The organism is Geodermatophilus amargosae, assembly GCF_041028265.1.
GTDB lineage: Bacteria > Actinomycetota > Actinomycetes > Mycobacteriales > Geodermatophilaceae > Geodermatophilus > Geodermatophilus amargosae_A.
This window is the reverse complement of the sequence record NZ_JABGCW010000009.1, coordinates 236,225-250,607: the sequence shown is the minus strand read 5'-3', so window position 1 is coordinate 250,607 and position 14,383 is coordinate 236,225. Positions and strand designations below refer to the sequence as shown.

11 protein-coding genes and 1 pseudogene are annotated in these 14,383 nt (G+C 75.6%); 4 read left to right on the top strand and 8 right to left on the bottom strand.

Annotation, left to right across the window (positions count from 1 at the left end):
* Positions 1-16: 16 nt before the first annotated feature.
* The 4 genes and pseudogenes from HLV61_RS12550 to HLV61_RS12535 form a co-directional block, all read right to left on the bottom strand.
* Positions 17-1,273, bottom strand: a complete 1,257-nt coding sequence (locus tag HLV61_RS12550) for a serine hydrolase domain-containing protein (RefSeq protein WP_369255840.1) — start codon at positions 1,271-1,273, stop codon at positions 17-19.
* 147 nt (positions 1,274-1,420) lie between these two features.
* Positions 1,421-1,729: pseudogene (locus HLV61_RS12545) on the bottom strand (HU family DNA-binding protein); the annotation flags it as partial.
* Between the two features lie 563 nt (positions 1,730-2,292).
* Complete coding sequence (locus tag HLV61_RS12540; protein ID WP_369255838.1) at positions 2,293-2,466, bottom strand: DUF1059 domain-containing protein; 174 nt, start codon at positions 2,464-2,466, stop codon at positions 2,293-2,295.
* Between the two features lie 65 nt (positions 2,467-2,531).
* Positions 2,532-3,617, bottom strand: a complete 1,086-nt coding sequence (locus HLV61_RS12535; RefSeq protein WP_369255836.1) for an EAL domain-containing protein — start codon at positions 3,615-3,617, stop codon at positions 2,532-2,534.
* A 177-nt stretch (positions 3,618-3,794) separates the two neighbouring features.
* Here HLV61_RS12535 and HLV61_RS12530 point away from each other — a divergent pair, with 177 nt between their 5' ends.
* Positions 3,795-6,536, top strand: coding sequence for a SpoIIE family protein phosphatase (locus tag HLV61_RS12530; protein ID WP_369255834.1), 2,742 nt, complete (start codon positions 3,795-3,797; stop codon positions 6,534-6,536).
* A gap of 4 nt (positions 6,537-6,540) precedes the next feature.
* On the opposite strand, the gene HLV61_RS12525 is transcribed toward HLV61_RS12530, so the two are convergent.
* The 4 genes from HLV61_RS12525 to HLV61_RS12510 are packed head-to-tail and all read right to left on the bottom strand — an operon-like array spanning position 6,541 to position 11,305.
* Complete coding sequence (locus HLV61_RS12525; RefSeq protein WP_369255832.1) at positions 6,541-7,764, bottom strand: saccharopine dehydrogenase family protein; 1,224 nt, start codon at positions 7,762-7,764, stop codon at positions 6,541-6,543.
* 43 nt (positions 7,765-7,807) lie between these two features.
* A complete protein-coding gene (locus HLV61_RS12520; RefSeq protein ID WP_369255830.1) occupies positions 7,808-8,536 on the bottom strand; it encodes a trimeric intracellular cation channel family protein in 729 nt (242 codons plus the stop codon).
* A gap of 52 nt (positions 8,537-8,588) precedes the next feature.
* Complete coding sequence (locus HLV61_RS12515; RefSeq protein ID WP_369255828.1) at positions 8,589-10,640, bottom strand: acyl-CoA dehydrogenase family protein; 2,052 nt, start codon at positions 10,638-10,640, stop codon at positions 8,589-8,591.
* Complete coding sequence (locus HLV61_RS12510) at positions 10,637-11,305, bottom strand: TetR family transcriptional regulator (RefSeq protein WP_369255826.1); 669 nt, start codon at positions 11,303-11,305, stop codon at positions 10,637-10,639. Before HLV61_RS12510 ends, HLV61_RS12515 begins: the two co-directional genes overlap by 4 nt.
* A gap of 478 nt (positions 11,306-11,783) precedes the next feature.
* On the opposite strand from HLV61_RS12510, the gene HLV61_RS12505 reads away from it, so the two are divergent.
* From HLV61_RS12505 to HLV61_RS12495, 3 genes are read left to right on the top strand one after another with little or no spacing between them, the layout of a single operon-like run.
* On the top strand, positions 11,784-12,752 hold the full coding sequence (locus HLV61_RS12505) for an ABC transporter substrate-binding protein (RefSeq protein WP_369255824.1): 969 nt from the start codon (positions 11,784-11,786) through the stop codon (positions 12,750-12,752).
* Complete coding sequence (locus HLV61_RS12500) at positions 12,749-13,609, top strand: ABC transporter permease (RefSeq protein WP_369255822.1); 861 nt, start codon at positions 12,749-12,751, stop codon at positions 13,607-13,609. The genes HLV61_RS12505 and HLV61_RS12500 overlap by 4 nt, the downstream gene beginning before the upstream one ends.
* Complete coding sequence (locus HLV61_RS12495; RefSeq protein WP_369255820.1) at positions 13,606-14,379, top strand: ABC transporter permease; 774 nt, start codon at positions 13,606-13,608, stop codon at positions 14,377-14,379. The genes HLV61_RS12500 and HLV61_RS12495 overlap by 4 nt, the downstream gene beginning before the upstream one ends.
* Positions 14,380-14,383 lie beyond the last annotated feature (4 nt).

Below are 14,383 nucleotides of genomic sequence, written 5' to 3'. Positions count from 1 at the left end.
CCGCGGACGTGCACGCTCAGGTCACGATCGCCTGGTTGACCAGCGCGCGCAGGTAGGCGCGGATCGGCAGCGTGCTCGAGGGCAGCAGCTGCGTGTAGAAGGACACGACGACGTCCTCGACCGGGTCGACGTAGAACGCCGTCGACGCCGCCCCGCCCCAGCTGTAGTCGCCGGTGCTGGCCACGCCGCCGTAGCGCGCCGGGTCGATCACCATCGAGAAGCCCAGCCCGAAGCCGACCCCGCGCAGCGGCGTCTCGGCGAACAGCGGCCGGCCGAAGGTCTCCAGGTCGGCGTTGCCGGGCAGGTGGTTGCGGACCATGTGCGCCAGCGTCCGCGGGCCCAGCAGCCGCCCGCCGTCGAACGAGCCGCCGCGGCGCAGCATCTCGCAGAAGCGCAGGTAGTCCGCCGCCGACGAGACCAGCCCGCCGCCACCGGAGAGGAACGTCGGCTTGCGGTGCGCCGCCTCGCCCATGGCGTCGATCGGCGCGAACGCGGTGGCCGGGCCGCCGGGCTTCCCGGGGACGGCGGCGTAGAGGCGGGCCAGCGAGGCGGCGTCGTCGTCCTCCCGCAGGCCGAAGGACGTCTCGGTCATCCCGAGCGGGCGGAAGATCCGCTCCTGGAAGAAGACGTCGAGCGTCTGCCCGGACACGACCTCCACCAGCCGGCCGAGGACGTCGGTGGAGACGCCGTAGTTCCACTCCGAGCCGGGCTGGAAGACCAGCGGGACCGAGGCCCACTGCCGGCACACCTCGGCGGAGTCGGCGCCGGGCGGGGTGCCCCACTCGTGGCCCATCGCGCGGTACATCTCGTCGACCGGGTGGGCGTGGTGGAAGCCGTAGGTGAGCCCTGACATGTGGGTGAGCAGGTGCCACACCCGGATCGGCTCGACCTGGGGCTGGGTGACCGGCTTCTGGGCCGACCCGGCCACGTAGACGCGGGTCTCGGCGAACTCCGGCAGCCACTTGGCGATCGGGTCGGTGAGCTCGAAGGCCCCCTCCTCGTACAGCATCATCGCCGCCACCGAGGTCACCGGCTTGGTCATCGAGAAGATCCGCCAGCGGGTGTCCTCCTCGACCGGCAGGCCGTTCTCGACGTCGCGGGAGCCGGCCCGCCCCACGTGCGCCAGCCGGCCGTGCCGCGACACCGTGACCAGGAAGCCGGGCAGCTGGCCGTCGTCGACCCAGCGGGCCAGCCGCCGGTCGAGGCGTTCCAGCCGGCCGGCGTCGAGGCCCACCTCGGCCGCGTCGGTCTCCGGGGTGAGTCCGCTCGCCACGTGTTCCTCCGTCCCGGCGCCGCCGCCCTCGGGCGGCGCCTGCCCGCGCATCCTGACCCACGGGGCGTGGGCGAGGTCACACGGGTCAGGCGCCGCCCCGGCGGGGCGACCGCGGACCGGGCCGGGACGTCGCTGCGTCCCCGCGGATCAGACCGGGACGCTGCTGGCGGCCTTCTTCAGGTTCGAGCCGGCGGTCACCTTCACGGCGTTGGCCGCGGGGATGTCGATCGACTCGCCGGTCTGCGGGTTACGGCCGGTGCGCGCCGACCGCTGGGTGCGCTCGACGGTGATGAGGCCGGAGACGGCGACCTTCTCGCCGCGGGTGATCGCCTCGACGAGCTCCTCCTGCAGGCCGGCCAGGACGGCGTCCACGGTGGCGCTGGGGACGTCGGCGCGCTTGGCGATGGCGGAGACGAGTTCGGCCTTGTTCACGGGTTTCCTCTCGGGACGTCGCGGCCGCGCGGTCTCGGCGGGCCGCCGTGTGGGGGTGCCGACCGCGGATGCGGCGGCCGTCCCGGACGGGCGCCCGGGACGGACCGGTCCCCGTCAGGGCGGGCCGGCCCGGGGCACCGTGACACGCCGACGGCGCATCTGGCCAGTCCACGCGGCGGATCACACCCGGCCGACACCCCGGTCCCACTCGTCCCGGGCCACCGCGGGGCGGGGTCCGGCCCTCCTGCAGGGGCCAGTCGCGCGCTCGCGAGCGGCGGGGGGCAGGAGGGTCCTCCACCTGGCGTGGGGCGCGTGCCGCATCTCCCCGGGACCGACCCGACCGTCAGCGACCTCTGTCCCGGCGGCAACGTCTTCGGCTGGTCCGCCGACGAGGCGACGTCGCACGCCGTCCTCGACCCGTTCGTGGACTCGGTCCCAGCACGCAGCGCCCGTTCGTCGACACCGCGGAGATGTACTGCCAGGGCCGCTCCGAGCAGATCCTGGGCGGCTGGACGGCCGGGCGGGGGCTGCGCGACCGCGCTCACCGCCGTTTCGGGGGAGACCCGCGCCCGGCGCGGACGGGGACCTCAGGCGGCGCGGACGTGCGCGCGGACGGCGGCGACCAGCTCCGGACCGACGTCGGGAAGGCCGTGGTCGGCGGCGGCGTGCCCGGCGACCTGGCCGAGGATCCCGGCGTCGTCACTGGCGGTGAAGGTGGCGGTGCAGCCGGGGACGACGTCCCCGCAGGCGAAGGTCTTCATCGGTCTCTCCTGGTGGTGCGGACGGTGCACCCGGACGGGCGGCGGGGTCCAGCGGGCGGCGGGGTTCAGCGGGCGGCGGCCGCGGAGGCCAGGTCCTCGACGCGCAGCAGACCGAGCACGGCGCCGGCCGCGTCGGTGCACACCACGGGGTCGAAGCGCTGGGCCGGCGAGCGGGTCAGCGCCCGGCGCAGGGTGGCGGCGACGTCGTCGGTGGGGTGCGCGCGCAGCGAGACCGGAGCGGTGTGCGCCAGCCCGGTGCGCGGGTCGGCCAGCCGCAGCGCCAGCGGCTCGCCGTGCGGCCCGACCAGCACGACCGGGGGGACGCCGGGGGAGGCCTCGGTGACCTCGCACTGGCGGACCGGGCGCAGCAGGCCGGCCACGGTGGACGCCGTCCGGGCGCGCGCGGTGTGCCCGCGGACCAGCGCGGCGACGTCGGGGTGCAGCGGCGCGAACCCCGGCGCGGGGCGGCCGAGCAGCCAGCCCTGGGCCAGCGGCACGCCGAGCCGGCAGAAGGCGGCCAGCTCGCCGCGGGTCTCGATGCCCTCGGCCAGCAGCCAGGCGTCGATGCGGCCGGCGAACTCGCCGACCATCTCGGCCAGGGCCATGCGCACCGGGTCGCTGTCGACACCGGCGACCAGGGACCGGTCCAGCTTGACCAGCTGCGGGCGCAGGGCGGCCATCTGCTGCAGACCCGACCAGCCCGAGCCGGTGTCGTCGAGGGCGACGAGCGCACCGCGGGCGCGCAGCTCGGCGACCTGGACCCGCAGCGCGGACAGGTCGCGGACGGGGGCGTGCTCGGTGAGCTCGACGACGACACGGCGCAGGTCGGGCCGCGTGGCGAACGCGTCCTGCACCGGGCGGGTGCCCAGCAGGTGCGGTCCGACGTTGACGGTGAGGAAGGTGTCCGGGGGGAGGTCCGGAACGGTGGCCAGGGCCCTGTGCAGTGCCAGCGCCTCCAGCTCGGCGGCGATCCCGGCGTCGGCGGCCGCGGCGAACCAGACCTCCGGCCCGGCGGTGCCCGGGAAGCGGGAGAGCGCCTCGTACCCGGCCACGCGGGCCCGCGCGAGGTCGACGATCGGCTGGAACACCAGCGTGAGGTCGCCGGGGTCGGCGAGCAGGGGGCGGCAGTCCGGCAGCCGCCGCGTGAGCATCCCCGTCATGAGAGGGGCATCGGCCGGGGACGCCGCGGACCCGATCCCCCCGGCGGTGGTCCTCACCCGGTGGAGGGAGGACCCGCACGGCTCCGGACGGCGCCGTCCGATCCGGCGCCACCCGTGGCAGCATGGTCGGCTGCGGCCCGTCCGGGCCGCGTGCGGACGAGGAGGGTCGTGACCGTCCCCCAGCCGTTGCCGGCCGTCGACGTCCTGCAGGACCCGCACCGCGTCGCCGCCGCCCGCCGGCTCTTCGTCGAGGTGCCGGGCCCGGCCGCCTACGACCGGCTGTCCGGCCTGGCGGCGCGGCTGCTCGGCGCCGGTCACGCCAAGGTCACCCTGTTCACCGTCCGCGACATCGTCGTCGGCGGGCACGGTCTGCCGCCCGGGGTCGTCGGCGGCCGCGCGCTGCTCACCGGCGCGTTCTCCGAGCGCATCGTCCGTGAGGGACGGGCCCTGGCGGTCCCCGACGCGCGGGCCGACGCGACGCTGACCGCGCTGCCCGCCGTCACCTCCGGGGAGGTCGTCGCCTACCTCGGGACGCCCCTGGTCTCGGCGTCCGGCCGGGTCGTGGGCGCCCTGGCCGTCTACGACCCCGCGCCGCGGACCTGGCAGGACGACGACGTCGCGCTGCTCGAGCACCTGGCCGCCTCGGTGGTGGCCGAGCTGGAGCTCGCCGCGGCCCGCTCGGCGATCGGCGCCTCCCTCGCGCGGCTCGACGTCGCCCTCGAGGCCAGCGCGGTGGGCATCTGGGAGTACGACCTGCGCACCGGCGTCCTGCACTGGGACGAGCGCTGCGCCGCGGTGCACGGCCTCGAGGGACCCCTGGAGATCGTCGACATCGACCAGATGCTCGCCGAGCGGATCGTCCCCGAGGACCACGCGGCCGTGCGCGCCGCCATGGCCGACGCGCTCGCGGGGTCGGGTGAGTACGCCGTCGAGGCCCGGGCCCTGCACACCGACGGGACGGTCCGCTGGACGGTGTCGCGCGGCCGGGTCGTGCAGGACTCGAAGGGTGAGCGGGTGCACGTGCTCGGCACGGTCGTCGACGTCACCGACGCCCGCGCGGAGGGCGCCCGCCGGATGGCCGCCGTGCAGCGGGCCGCCGCCGTCGCGGAGGTCGCCGCCCAGCTGGCCAACGCCACCGCGCCGGCGGAGCTGGCCGAGATCGCGCTGCGCGGCGCCCGGGTCCTCGGTGCCTCCTCGAGCGCACTCGCCGTCTTCGACGACGCCGGGGTCCTGCGCGTGCACCTCGCCCGGGGGCTGGCCGACACGGTCGCGGCCGCGGCCGCGGAGGCCGAGGTGGAGCTGCCGCCCGACGCGGTGGTCGCCCCCCTCGACGACGAGCTGCCCACGCAGTACACCGCCCGGCACGGCGAGCGGCTGCTGTTCGGCGACCTCGACGAGGCCGTCGCCCGCTTCCCGCGGATGGCCCCGATCGGGGCCGTGCTGGGCCTGCGGGCGCTGGCCGCGCTGCCGCTGCGCGTCGAGGGACGGCCGCTGGGCAGCTTCGTGGTCCTCTGGGACACAGACCACGCCTTCGCCGACGACGACGTCGAGCTGCTCGACGCCCTGACCGCGCAGATCGCGCTGAGCGTCTCGCGGCTGCGGTCGGAGGACGAGCGGGCCGCCGCGGTCACCGCGATGGCCGAGGCCAACCAGCGGCTGCAGCTGCTGGCCGACGTCGGCCGGGTGCTCTCGGGCAGCCTCGACATCGGCGACCAGCTCGATCGGCTCGCCGACCTGGTCGTCCCGGCGCTCGCCGACTGGTGCTGGATCGTCGTCACCGAGGAGCAGGGCCGGCTGCACGAGGTGGCCTGGGCGCACCGCGACCCGGCCCGCCTCGACGACGTCGCCGAGTACGTGCACGCGATGACCCGGGGGATGAGCGACGAGCACGCCGCGCGGGTGGTCACGCGCACCGGCCGGCCGCTGGTGATCCCGGAGCTCGACGCGGAGCGGATCGCCCGCTCGCTCCCCGACCCTGCCGACCGGGAGGCGCTGCTGCGGCTGGCGCCGCGGTCGGCGCTGATCGTCCCGCTGGTGGCCGCGGGACGCGTCATCGGCGCCCTGGGCACCGCCAACGACGCCCAGCGCGGGCCGCACACGACGGGCGAGGTGGAGACCGCGGTCGAGGTCGGCCGCCGTGCCGGGCTGGCGCTGCAGGCGGCCCGGCTCTACGAGCAGCAGCGCGACCTCGCCGACGCCCTGCAGCACAGCATGCTCACCGCGCCGCCCCGGCCCGAGGGGTGCGAGATCGTCGTCCGGTACGTGCCCGCCTCGGAGGGTGTCGAGATCGGCGGCGACTGGTACGACGCGTTCGTGCAGCCCGGAGGGGCGGTGGTGCTGGCGATCGGCGACGTCGTCGGCCACGACCGGCACGCCGCCGCGGCGATGGGCCAGCTGCGCGGCCTGCTGCGGGGGATCGGCTACGCCGGCGGCGGCTCACCGGCCGAGGTGCTGGCCGGTCTCGACCGCGCCGCGGCCGGGCTGGCGCTGGGCACGATGGCCACCGCGGTGGTCGCCCGGCTCGAGCGCGTCACGGGGGAGGGCGTGGAGGAGGGTGCGGTGCTGCACTGGTCGAGCGCCGGTCACCCGGCGCCGGTGGTGGTCCTGCCCGACGGCGACGTCCGGCTGCTCGACCCGGGAGTCGCGGACCTGCTGCTCGGCGTGGACCCGGCCCGTCCCCGTACCGACCACCGGTGCGAGCTGCCCCTGGGCAGCACGGTGCTGCTCTACACCGACGGCCTCGTGGAGCGCCGCGACCGCGACCTCGACGCCGGCGCCGCCGCGCTCGCCGCCGCGCTCGAGGAGTACGGCGGCCTGCCGCTGGACCAGCTGTGCGACCGGGTGCTCGGGCGGATGTTCCTGCCCGGGGCCGAGGACGACGTCGCGCTGCTCGCCGTCCGCGTCGTCTGAGCCCCTACCGGGCGGCGACCTCGTAGGTGTGCCCGGCGGCGCGCAATCGCTCCACCAGCACGTTGCCCAGCGCCGTCGAGGGGGTCAGCGACCCGGCCCGCTGCGGCAGCCGGTCCTCGTCGAGGGCCAGGGCCAGCGCGGTCTCGCCGAGCATCACCGACGTCGCCGCGTAGCCGGGGTCGCCCTTCCCCGCCGCCGTGGCGCGGTAGCGGCGCCCGCCCTCGGTGTCGGCGTCGACGATCATCCGGAAGAAGCCCTTCTCGCGGGCCGACTCGCCCGGCCCGCTGCCCGGCGCGGGCAGCACGCGGTCGAGCAGGGCGCGGGTGGGTGCGAACGCCATCGCGCCGAACGCCGCGGCCAGGCCGGTGGTCACGCCGGCGGCGGTGAACGCCCCGGTGATGCCCCGGCCGGTGCTCATCGACTCGCCGTAGCGCAGGCCGCGGCCGTAGGACCACTCCTGCAGCGCGTTGCTGCGCCGCACGATGCGGGTGTTGAACGGCGCCATGACGAACGGCGCCGTCCACCGGCCCTCGGCGGCGAGCGCGGGCGGCATGGCGTCCGGGGGCTGCCGGGTGGCGGGCTCGGCGGACCGGTCGGGGGAGAGGGCGTAGGGGTCACCGATGACCTTGCGCAGCGTGCGGTCGGTCGCCATGGACTCGATCTGGGCGCGCATCGAGTCGATCGTCCCGCCGCTGACCCCGCCCCGGACGGTGGCGACCAGGCGGACGTCGGTGAGTCCGCCGGCGCCGTCCTCGCGCGCCCGCTCGGCCAGCAGGAACACCGACAGGTCCGACGGGATGGAGTCGTAGCCGGCGGCGTGCACCAGCCGGGCGCCGGTCTCGCGGGCGATCGCGTCGCAGCGGTCGATGGCCTGGCGCACGAACAGCACCTCGCCGGTGAGGTCGGCGTAGTGCGTGCCCGCCCGCGCGCAGGCCTCCACGACCGGCAGGCCGTAGCGCTGGTAGGGCCCGACCGTGGTGACCAGCACCCGCGTGCTCTCGGCCATGCGGGTCAGCGAGACCGGGTCGTCGGTGTCGGCCTCGAGCAGCGGCCAGTGCCGCGACGAGGCGGGCAGGCCGCCGGCGACCGCGACCAGCTTCTCCCGCGACCGGCCGGCCAGCGCGATCCGCAGGTCCGGGGGCGCGGCCTGCGCCAGGTAGGCGGCGACCAGGCGGCCGACGAAGCCGGTGGCGCCGAACAGGACGACGTCGTACTCGCGGTCGGGCATGCCGGCCATCCTGCCCGCGGACCGGGTGGACCGCCCGGCGGTGTCAGCGCCTCCGGCGGCGCAGCCCCCGGCGTCTGCCGTCCGGCCGCGGGGGCCGGTCGCGGGTGAGCCGGCTCCGGGCCCGGCCGGGCAGGTCGGTGGCCACCGGCGCCTCCCAGCCCCGCCACACCGACAGCACCCGCAGCGCCGCGACCAGCACGATCACCACCAGCGCCACGGGGATCGGGGCGAGGCCGAGCGGGCCGGCGAGCACCGTGAGCGCGGTGGCACCCAGCAGCGCGGCCACGGCGTTGTAGGGCCCCGGCTGGACGATGTCGGCGCGCTGGGCGAGCAGCACGTCGCGGATCACCGCCCCGCCGACCGCCGTCAGCGTCCCGATGAAGACGACCGAGGCGCTGGGCAGGCCGGCGAGCTGCGCCTTCTGCGCCCCGATCACGGTGAACAGGCCGAGGGTGACCGCGTCGAGCACGACCAGCAGGCCGGTGAGCCGCGACAGCCAGCCGGAGAAGTAGAAGGTGACCATCGCGGTGATGGCGACCGCGGGCAGGTAGGCGCGGTTCGTCAGTGCCACCGGCGGCCCCTGCGCGAGCAGCACGTCGCGGATCAGCCCGCCGCCGAGACCGCCGCTCACGGCGAGCAGCAGCACACCCGAGATGGCGAAGCCCTCCCGGGCGGCGAGCAGGCCACCGGTCAACGCGCCCACGATGATCGCGGCCAGGTCGGCGGCGACGGGGATCCGCAGCGTCTCGGCCGCCGCGGCGAGGGTGCTCACGGACGCCGATGATCCCGCCGGAGCCGGACCGGGCGGCACCCGGTCCGGCCCGTCACTGCCCCGGCGGGACGTCCATCGAGGTCGCGGTGTCGTCCGGGGCGGCCGAGCCGGCCTCCGCGGTGACCCGCACGTCCTCGAGGTGCATGGCCTCCTGCCGCCCGGCCTCCTCCTCGAGGATCGCCGCGGCCTTCCACGCCTGCGGGATGGCGAAGCCGTCGACCAGCGTGACCATGTGCGGCCGGAGCTCGCGGAGCAGGGCGTTCACCGTGCCGGTCAGCGCCTTGGACCGCGCCGGGGTGAGCTGCCCGTGCTCGAGGAACCAGCCCTTGTCCGCCTCGATCGTCGTCAGGGCGTACAGGTGGCACAGCGTGTCGAGCAGTGCCCGCGCGCCCGGGTCGGGGGCCCGCTCGATCCCGGCGACGAACGCCTCCAGGACGACCCGGTCGACGTGCGCCCGCGCCGTCTGCAGGACGTGGTCCTGGACGCTGTTGACGACCTCGAAGGGCTCCATCCCGTCGGTCGCGGCGTTCCGGCGGAGCCGGCGGATGGCGCCCTCGAGGATGTGCTTCTCGCGGAACTCGAACATCCTCAGCTGCCAGCCGCGGTCGCGGAGCGGGACGTCGTCCTCCCGGCCGGGGACGGCGTCGACCAGCCGGGCGATGAGGCCGCGGGCCGCCGTCCGCTCGAGGACGGTCTCGCGCACCATGTCGGCGACGAAGGCGACCCGGCCCCAGCCGTCGAGGGAGCCGAAGGCGTCGCGGTACCCGGTGAGCAGGCCCTTGGCCACCAGCTGCAGCAGGACGGTGTTGTCGCCCTCGAAGGTGGTGAACACGTCGGTGTCGGCCTTGAGCTGCGGCAGCCGGTTCTCGGCCAGGTAGCCCGCGCCGCCGCAGGCCTCGCGGCACATCTGGATGGTGCGGGTGGCGTGCCACGTCTGCGCCGCCTTGAGCCCGGCGGCGCGCGACTCGAGCTCACGCTGGGCGGCCTCGTCGACCTCCTCGCCGTGCTCGTGCACCGCTGTCTGGATGTCGTGCATGGTGCCGACCAGCTCCTCCTGCGCGAAGGCGAGGGCGTAGGAGGTGGCCAGGGCCGGCAGCAGCTTGCGCTGGTGGACCAGGTAGTCGTTGAGGACGATCTCCCGGTCGCGGCCCGGGGCGGTGAACTGGCGGCGGACCTCGCCGTAGCGGACGGCGATGTCGAGGGCCGTCTTGGTCGCCGACCCGGCCGAGCCGCCGACGCTCACCCGGCCGCGCACCAGCGTGCCGAGCATCGTGAAGAAGCGGCGGGTCTCGTTCTCGATGCTCGAGGTGTAGGTGCCGTCCTCGGCGACCTGGCCGTAGCGGTCGAGCAGCATCTCGCGCGGCACGCGCACGTGGTCGAAGGACAGCCGGCCGTTGTCGACGCCGAGCAGCCCCGCCTTCGGGCCGTCGTCGCCGATGATGACGCCGGGCATCGGGTTCCCGTGCTCGTCGCGGATCGGCACCAGCCACGCGTGCACGCCCTGCGTGCGCCCCTGGGTGACCAGTTGGGCGAAGACGACCGCCATCCGGCCGTCCTCGGCCGCGTTGCCGATGTAGTCCTTGCGCGCGGCGTCGTGCGGCGTGTGCAGGTCGAACGTCTGCGTCGCGGGGTCGTACGCGCAGGTGGTGCGCAGCCGCTGGACGTCGGAGCCGTGGCCGGTCTCGGTCATCGCGAAGCAGCCGGGCAGGGCGAAGCTCATGATGTCGGGCAGGAAGGCCTCGTGGTGGCGCTCGGTGCCCAGCAGCTGGACGGCGCCGCCGAACAGCCCCCACTGGACGCCGGCCTTGACCATCAGCGACAGGTCGCCGAAGGCCAGCATCTCGATCGAGGTGACCGAGGCGCCGGCGTCCGCCTCGCCGCCGTACTGCTCCGGGAAGCCCAGCGCCACGCGCCCGGTGGCGGCCAGCTCCCCGGCCAGCCGGGTGACCCGCTCGCGCGCCTCCTGCACCGACTCGCCGTACACCGGTGCCCAGCGGCGGTCGCCGAGCTGCTCGCGGGCCTGACGGCGGACGTGTGCCCACCGGCCGTCGAGCACCTCCTGGAGGCAGGCCGGGTCCACCGTGCGGGGCAGGGTGGAGGTCACTCCTCCTCCTCGTGGTGCGTGGCGGGGGCGTCCGGGACCAGACCGCGCAGTCCGGCCCAGGCGAGTTCGGTGAGGTGGGCGGCCAGGTCGGCCCGGGGCATGGGGCGTTCGGAGCGGAGCCACCAGTCGGCCGCGGCGCGCACCAGGCCGACCAGGCCGTGGCCCCACGGCGCGGCGGCCGAGGGGTCGCGGCCGGCCCGCTCGAGGGCGAGCGCCACGAGCGTGGCGGCCTCGGCGCCCACGAGGTCGGACAGGGAGCCGACCGGGTCGGCGTCCACCGGCCGGTCCAGGAACGGGTGGGCGACGACGAAGCGGTAGAGCTCCGGGTCGGCCTCCAGGAACGCCAGGTAGGTCTCGACCGCCGCGGCGACCATCCCGCGCGGGTGGTCGGTCCGGGTCATCGCCGCGCGCAGCTCCTCGGTGAGCCGGGCCGCCACCCGGTTGCAGACGGCGACGTAGAGCTCGCTGCGGTCGGCGAAGTGGCGGTAGACGACCGTCTTGCTGGTGCCCGCCTCCGCGGCGATCTCGTCCATGCCGACGCCCGCGCCGTGCCTGCCGACGGCGGCGACGGTGGCGTCGACCAGCTGCTCGCGGCGCGCGCGGCGGTGCTCGTCCCACCTCGAGTCCCGGCGGTCACGCCGCCGGCCCGCCGTCTCGACCTTCACGTGACACACGGTACCGCGTACCGCCGGTACCGGCCACGGAGTGTGGCCTGAGTAGCGCTGACGGCGTCCCCGACGCCGGAGGTCACCGATGAGCTCGCCCCAGCCCCGCAGGGCGCGGGTGCTCGGGGCGCTGGCCGGCCGGCTGCCCCACGGTGCGGCTCGTGACGGCCGCGGTCGACGACGGCTGGGCCGTGGCGGTCCGGGAGGCCCGCACGGGCACCGAGCACCTCGTGGGCACGCTCCGCCGGCTCTGACGCGGCCCGGCCCCCTCGGGGCCGGGCCGGTGGACCGGTCACCCGTCCGTGGGGATGTGTCCCTCCCACGGTCGTCGATCGGGGCGCAGGTGGCGAGATCGCTTGACGGTGGCCGCGGCGCGCTGCGACCTTCCAGGCCGCCCGCGGCCTCCTCCCCCTGAGCGCCGCTCCGGCACCACGAGACGGGAAGCACCGTCCGACGGCCCTGGAAAGAAGGAGACCCGATGCGTCGCGCCCTGGCAGCGCTGCTGGCCGCCCCCCTGCTGCTGGTCGCGGCGTGCGGCGGCTCCGAGCCCTCGGCGAGCGCGGGGACCGGCGGCGAGGGCGAGGAGCTGACCCCGATCACCGTCGGCGTCGTGCCGATCGTCGACGTCGCCCCGATCTACCTGGGTGTGCAGGAGGGCTTCTTCGAGGAGGAGGGCATCGACCTGACCCTGGAGACCGCCCAGGGCGGGGCGGCGATCGTCCCGGCGGTCCTCAACCAGGAGTACCAGTTCGGCTTCAGCAACATGACCTCGCTGCTCACGGCCGCCGATCAGGGGCTGCCGCTGCAGGTCGTGGTCGCGGGAGCCGCCTCGACCGGCGAGCAGGGGGCCGACTACAGCGCCGTCCTCACCCGGCCCGACAGCGGGATCACCGACGCCGCCGACCTGGCCGGCCGGACGGTGGCGGTCAACACGCTCGGCAACATCGGGACGACGACGATCAACGTGTCCGTCCGCGCTGCCGGCGGCGATCCCGCCACGGTGAACTACGTCGAGCTGCCGTTCAGCGAGATGCCGGCGGCCCTCGAGCAGGGGGACGTCGACGCCATCTGGGGCACCGAGCCGTTCCTGACCATCGGCACCCGGACGGGCGCCGTGGTCGTGGCGTCCAACTTCGTCGACGCCGCGGACGACCTGACCGTCGCGGGGTACTTCACCAGCCGGCCCTTCGCCGCGGAGAACGCCGACGTCGTGGAGCGATTCACCACCGCGATGGAGCGGTCGCTGGAGTACGCCTCGGCCAACCCCGACGCGGCCCGGGCGGTGCTCTCGGAGTACACCGAGATCGACCAGGCGGTCATCGACGCCATGGTCCTCCCGGGGTGGGCGACGCAGGTCAACCGCGAGTCCGTGGAGCGGCTCGCCGAGCTGGGCGTCCAGGACGGCCTCCTCGACGGCGCTCCGGACCTGGACGCGCTCCTGCCGTGAGCGGCGCACCCGCGGCGGCCCGGGACGACGTCCCGGCGCTCCCCGCGGCCGGCCGCCCGACGTCCGCGCCGCGCGGCCGGCGACGACGCGTGCCGCAGGCCGCGCTGGGACTGTCCGGACTGGCCGGCCTCGTCCTCCTGGTGGAGCTGCTGCCACGGACGGGGCTCGTGCCGTCCCGGTACTTCCCGCCCGCCTCCGAGATCGCCGTGGCACTGGCCGAGCTCGCCGGCCGCGGGGCCTTCTGGACCGCGGTGGGGGACACCCTCCGCGGGTGGGCGATCGGGTTGTCCGTCGCGGCGGTGGCCGGCGTCGTCCTCGGTCTGCTGATCGGCAGCTCGCGGCTGGCGCGCGAGCTCACCGACTCGACGATCGAGTTCCTGCGGCCGATCCCGTCGGTCGCGCTGATCCCGCTGGCGATCCTCGTGTTCGGCAGTGACATCGAGAGCAAGCTGCTGCTCGTCGTCTACGCCGCCTTCTGGCAGGTCCTCGTCCAGGTCCTCCACGGCGTCGCCGACGTCGACCCGATCGCCCAGGACACCGCGCGCTCCTACGGCCTGGGCGCCTGGGCGCGGGCCCGGCACGTCACCTGGCCGACGACGCTGCCGTACGTGATGACCGGCCTCCGGTTGGGCGCCGCGGTCGCCCTCATCCTCGCCGTCACCGCCGAGCTCGTCATCGGCGTGCCCGGACTGGGCGAGTTGCTCAACACCGCGCAGAGCAGCGGCGCGGTCGCGCAGACCTACGCGCTCGTGGTCGTCACCGGGATCCTGGGGGTGCTGGTCAACGTGGTCTTCCGGGCCGTGGAACGACGGGTGCTCGCCTGGCACCCGTCGCAGCGTGCCGAGGTGCCGGTGTGACCGTCCTCCGCCGGATCGGCACGACCCTCGCCCTGCCGGCCGTCCTGTTCGCGGCCTGGTGGGTCCTGTCGGCGGACTCCACCGACTACTTCTTCCCGCCGCTGTCGGGCATCGTCGAGACCCTCGGCGACGAGTGGTTCGGCCCCCGGCTGACCGCCGACGTGCTGCCCAGCCTGCTGCGGCTGACCGCCGGCTTCGCCCTGGCGGCGGTCGTCGCCGTGGCCCTCGGGATGCTCATCGGCCTGTCGCGGACGGTGCGCGGGCTGCTCGAGCCGGTCCTGGAGTTCTTCCGGGCCATCCCCCCACCCGTCCTGGTGCCGGTGTTCATCCTGTTCCTGGGCATCGGCGACGGCATGAAGGTGGCCGTCATCGCCTTCGGCTGCACGTGGCCGATCCTGCTCAACACCGTCGAGGGCGTCCGCGCCGTCGACCCCGTGGTGGTCGACACCGCGCGTGCCTACCGGATCGACGGGATGGCGCGACTGCGGCACGTCGTGCTGCCGGCGGCGAGCCCGCAGGTGTTCGCCGGGCTCCGCCAGGGCCTGTCCGTGGCGATCATCCTCATGGTCATCAGCGAGCTGTTCGCCGCGTCCAACGGGCTCGGGTTCGCGATCGTCCAGGCCCAGCGGACCTTCGCCATCACCGAGATGTGGGCCGGGATGCTCGTGCTCGGCCTGCTCGGCCTGCTGCTCGCGCTGCTGTTCCGGGTCGTGGAGAACCGGGTGCTGGCCTGGTACCACGGCCTGCGCCGCGCGCACCGCGCTCCCTGACCTC

Excerpts from the sequence above, each read along its gene's own strand:
- HLV61_RS12540 (WP_369255838.1), bottom strand. The coding sequence starts at position 2,466 with ATGAAGACCTTCGCCTGCGGGGACGTCGTCCCCGGCTGCACCGCCACC.
- HLV61_RS12535 (WP_369255836.1), bottom strand. The coding sequence starts at position 3,617 with ATGCTCACGCGGCGGCTGCCGGACTGCCGCCCCCTGCTCGCCGACCCC.
- HLV61_RS12525 (WP_369255832.1), bottom strand. The coding sequence starts at position 7,764 with ATGCCCGACCGCGAGTACGACGTCGTCCTGTTCGGCGCCACCGGCTTC.
- HLV61_RS12505 (WP_369255824.1), top strand. The coding sequence starts at position 11,784 with ATGCGTCGCGCCCTGGCAGCGCTGCTGGCCGCCCCCCTGCTGCTGGTC.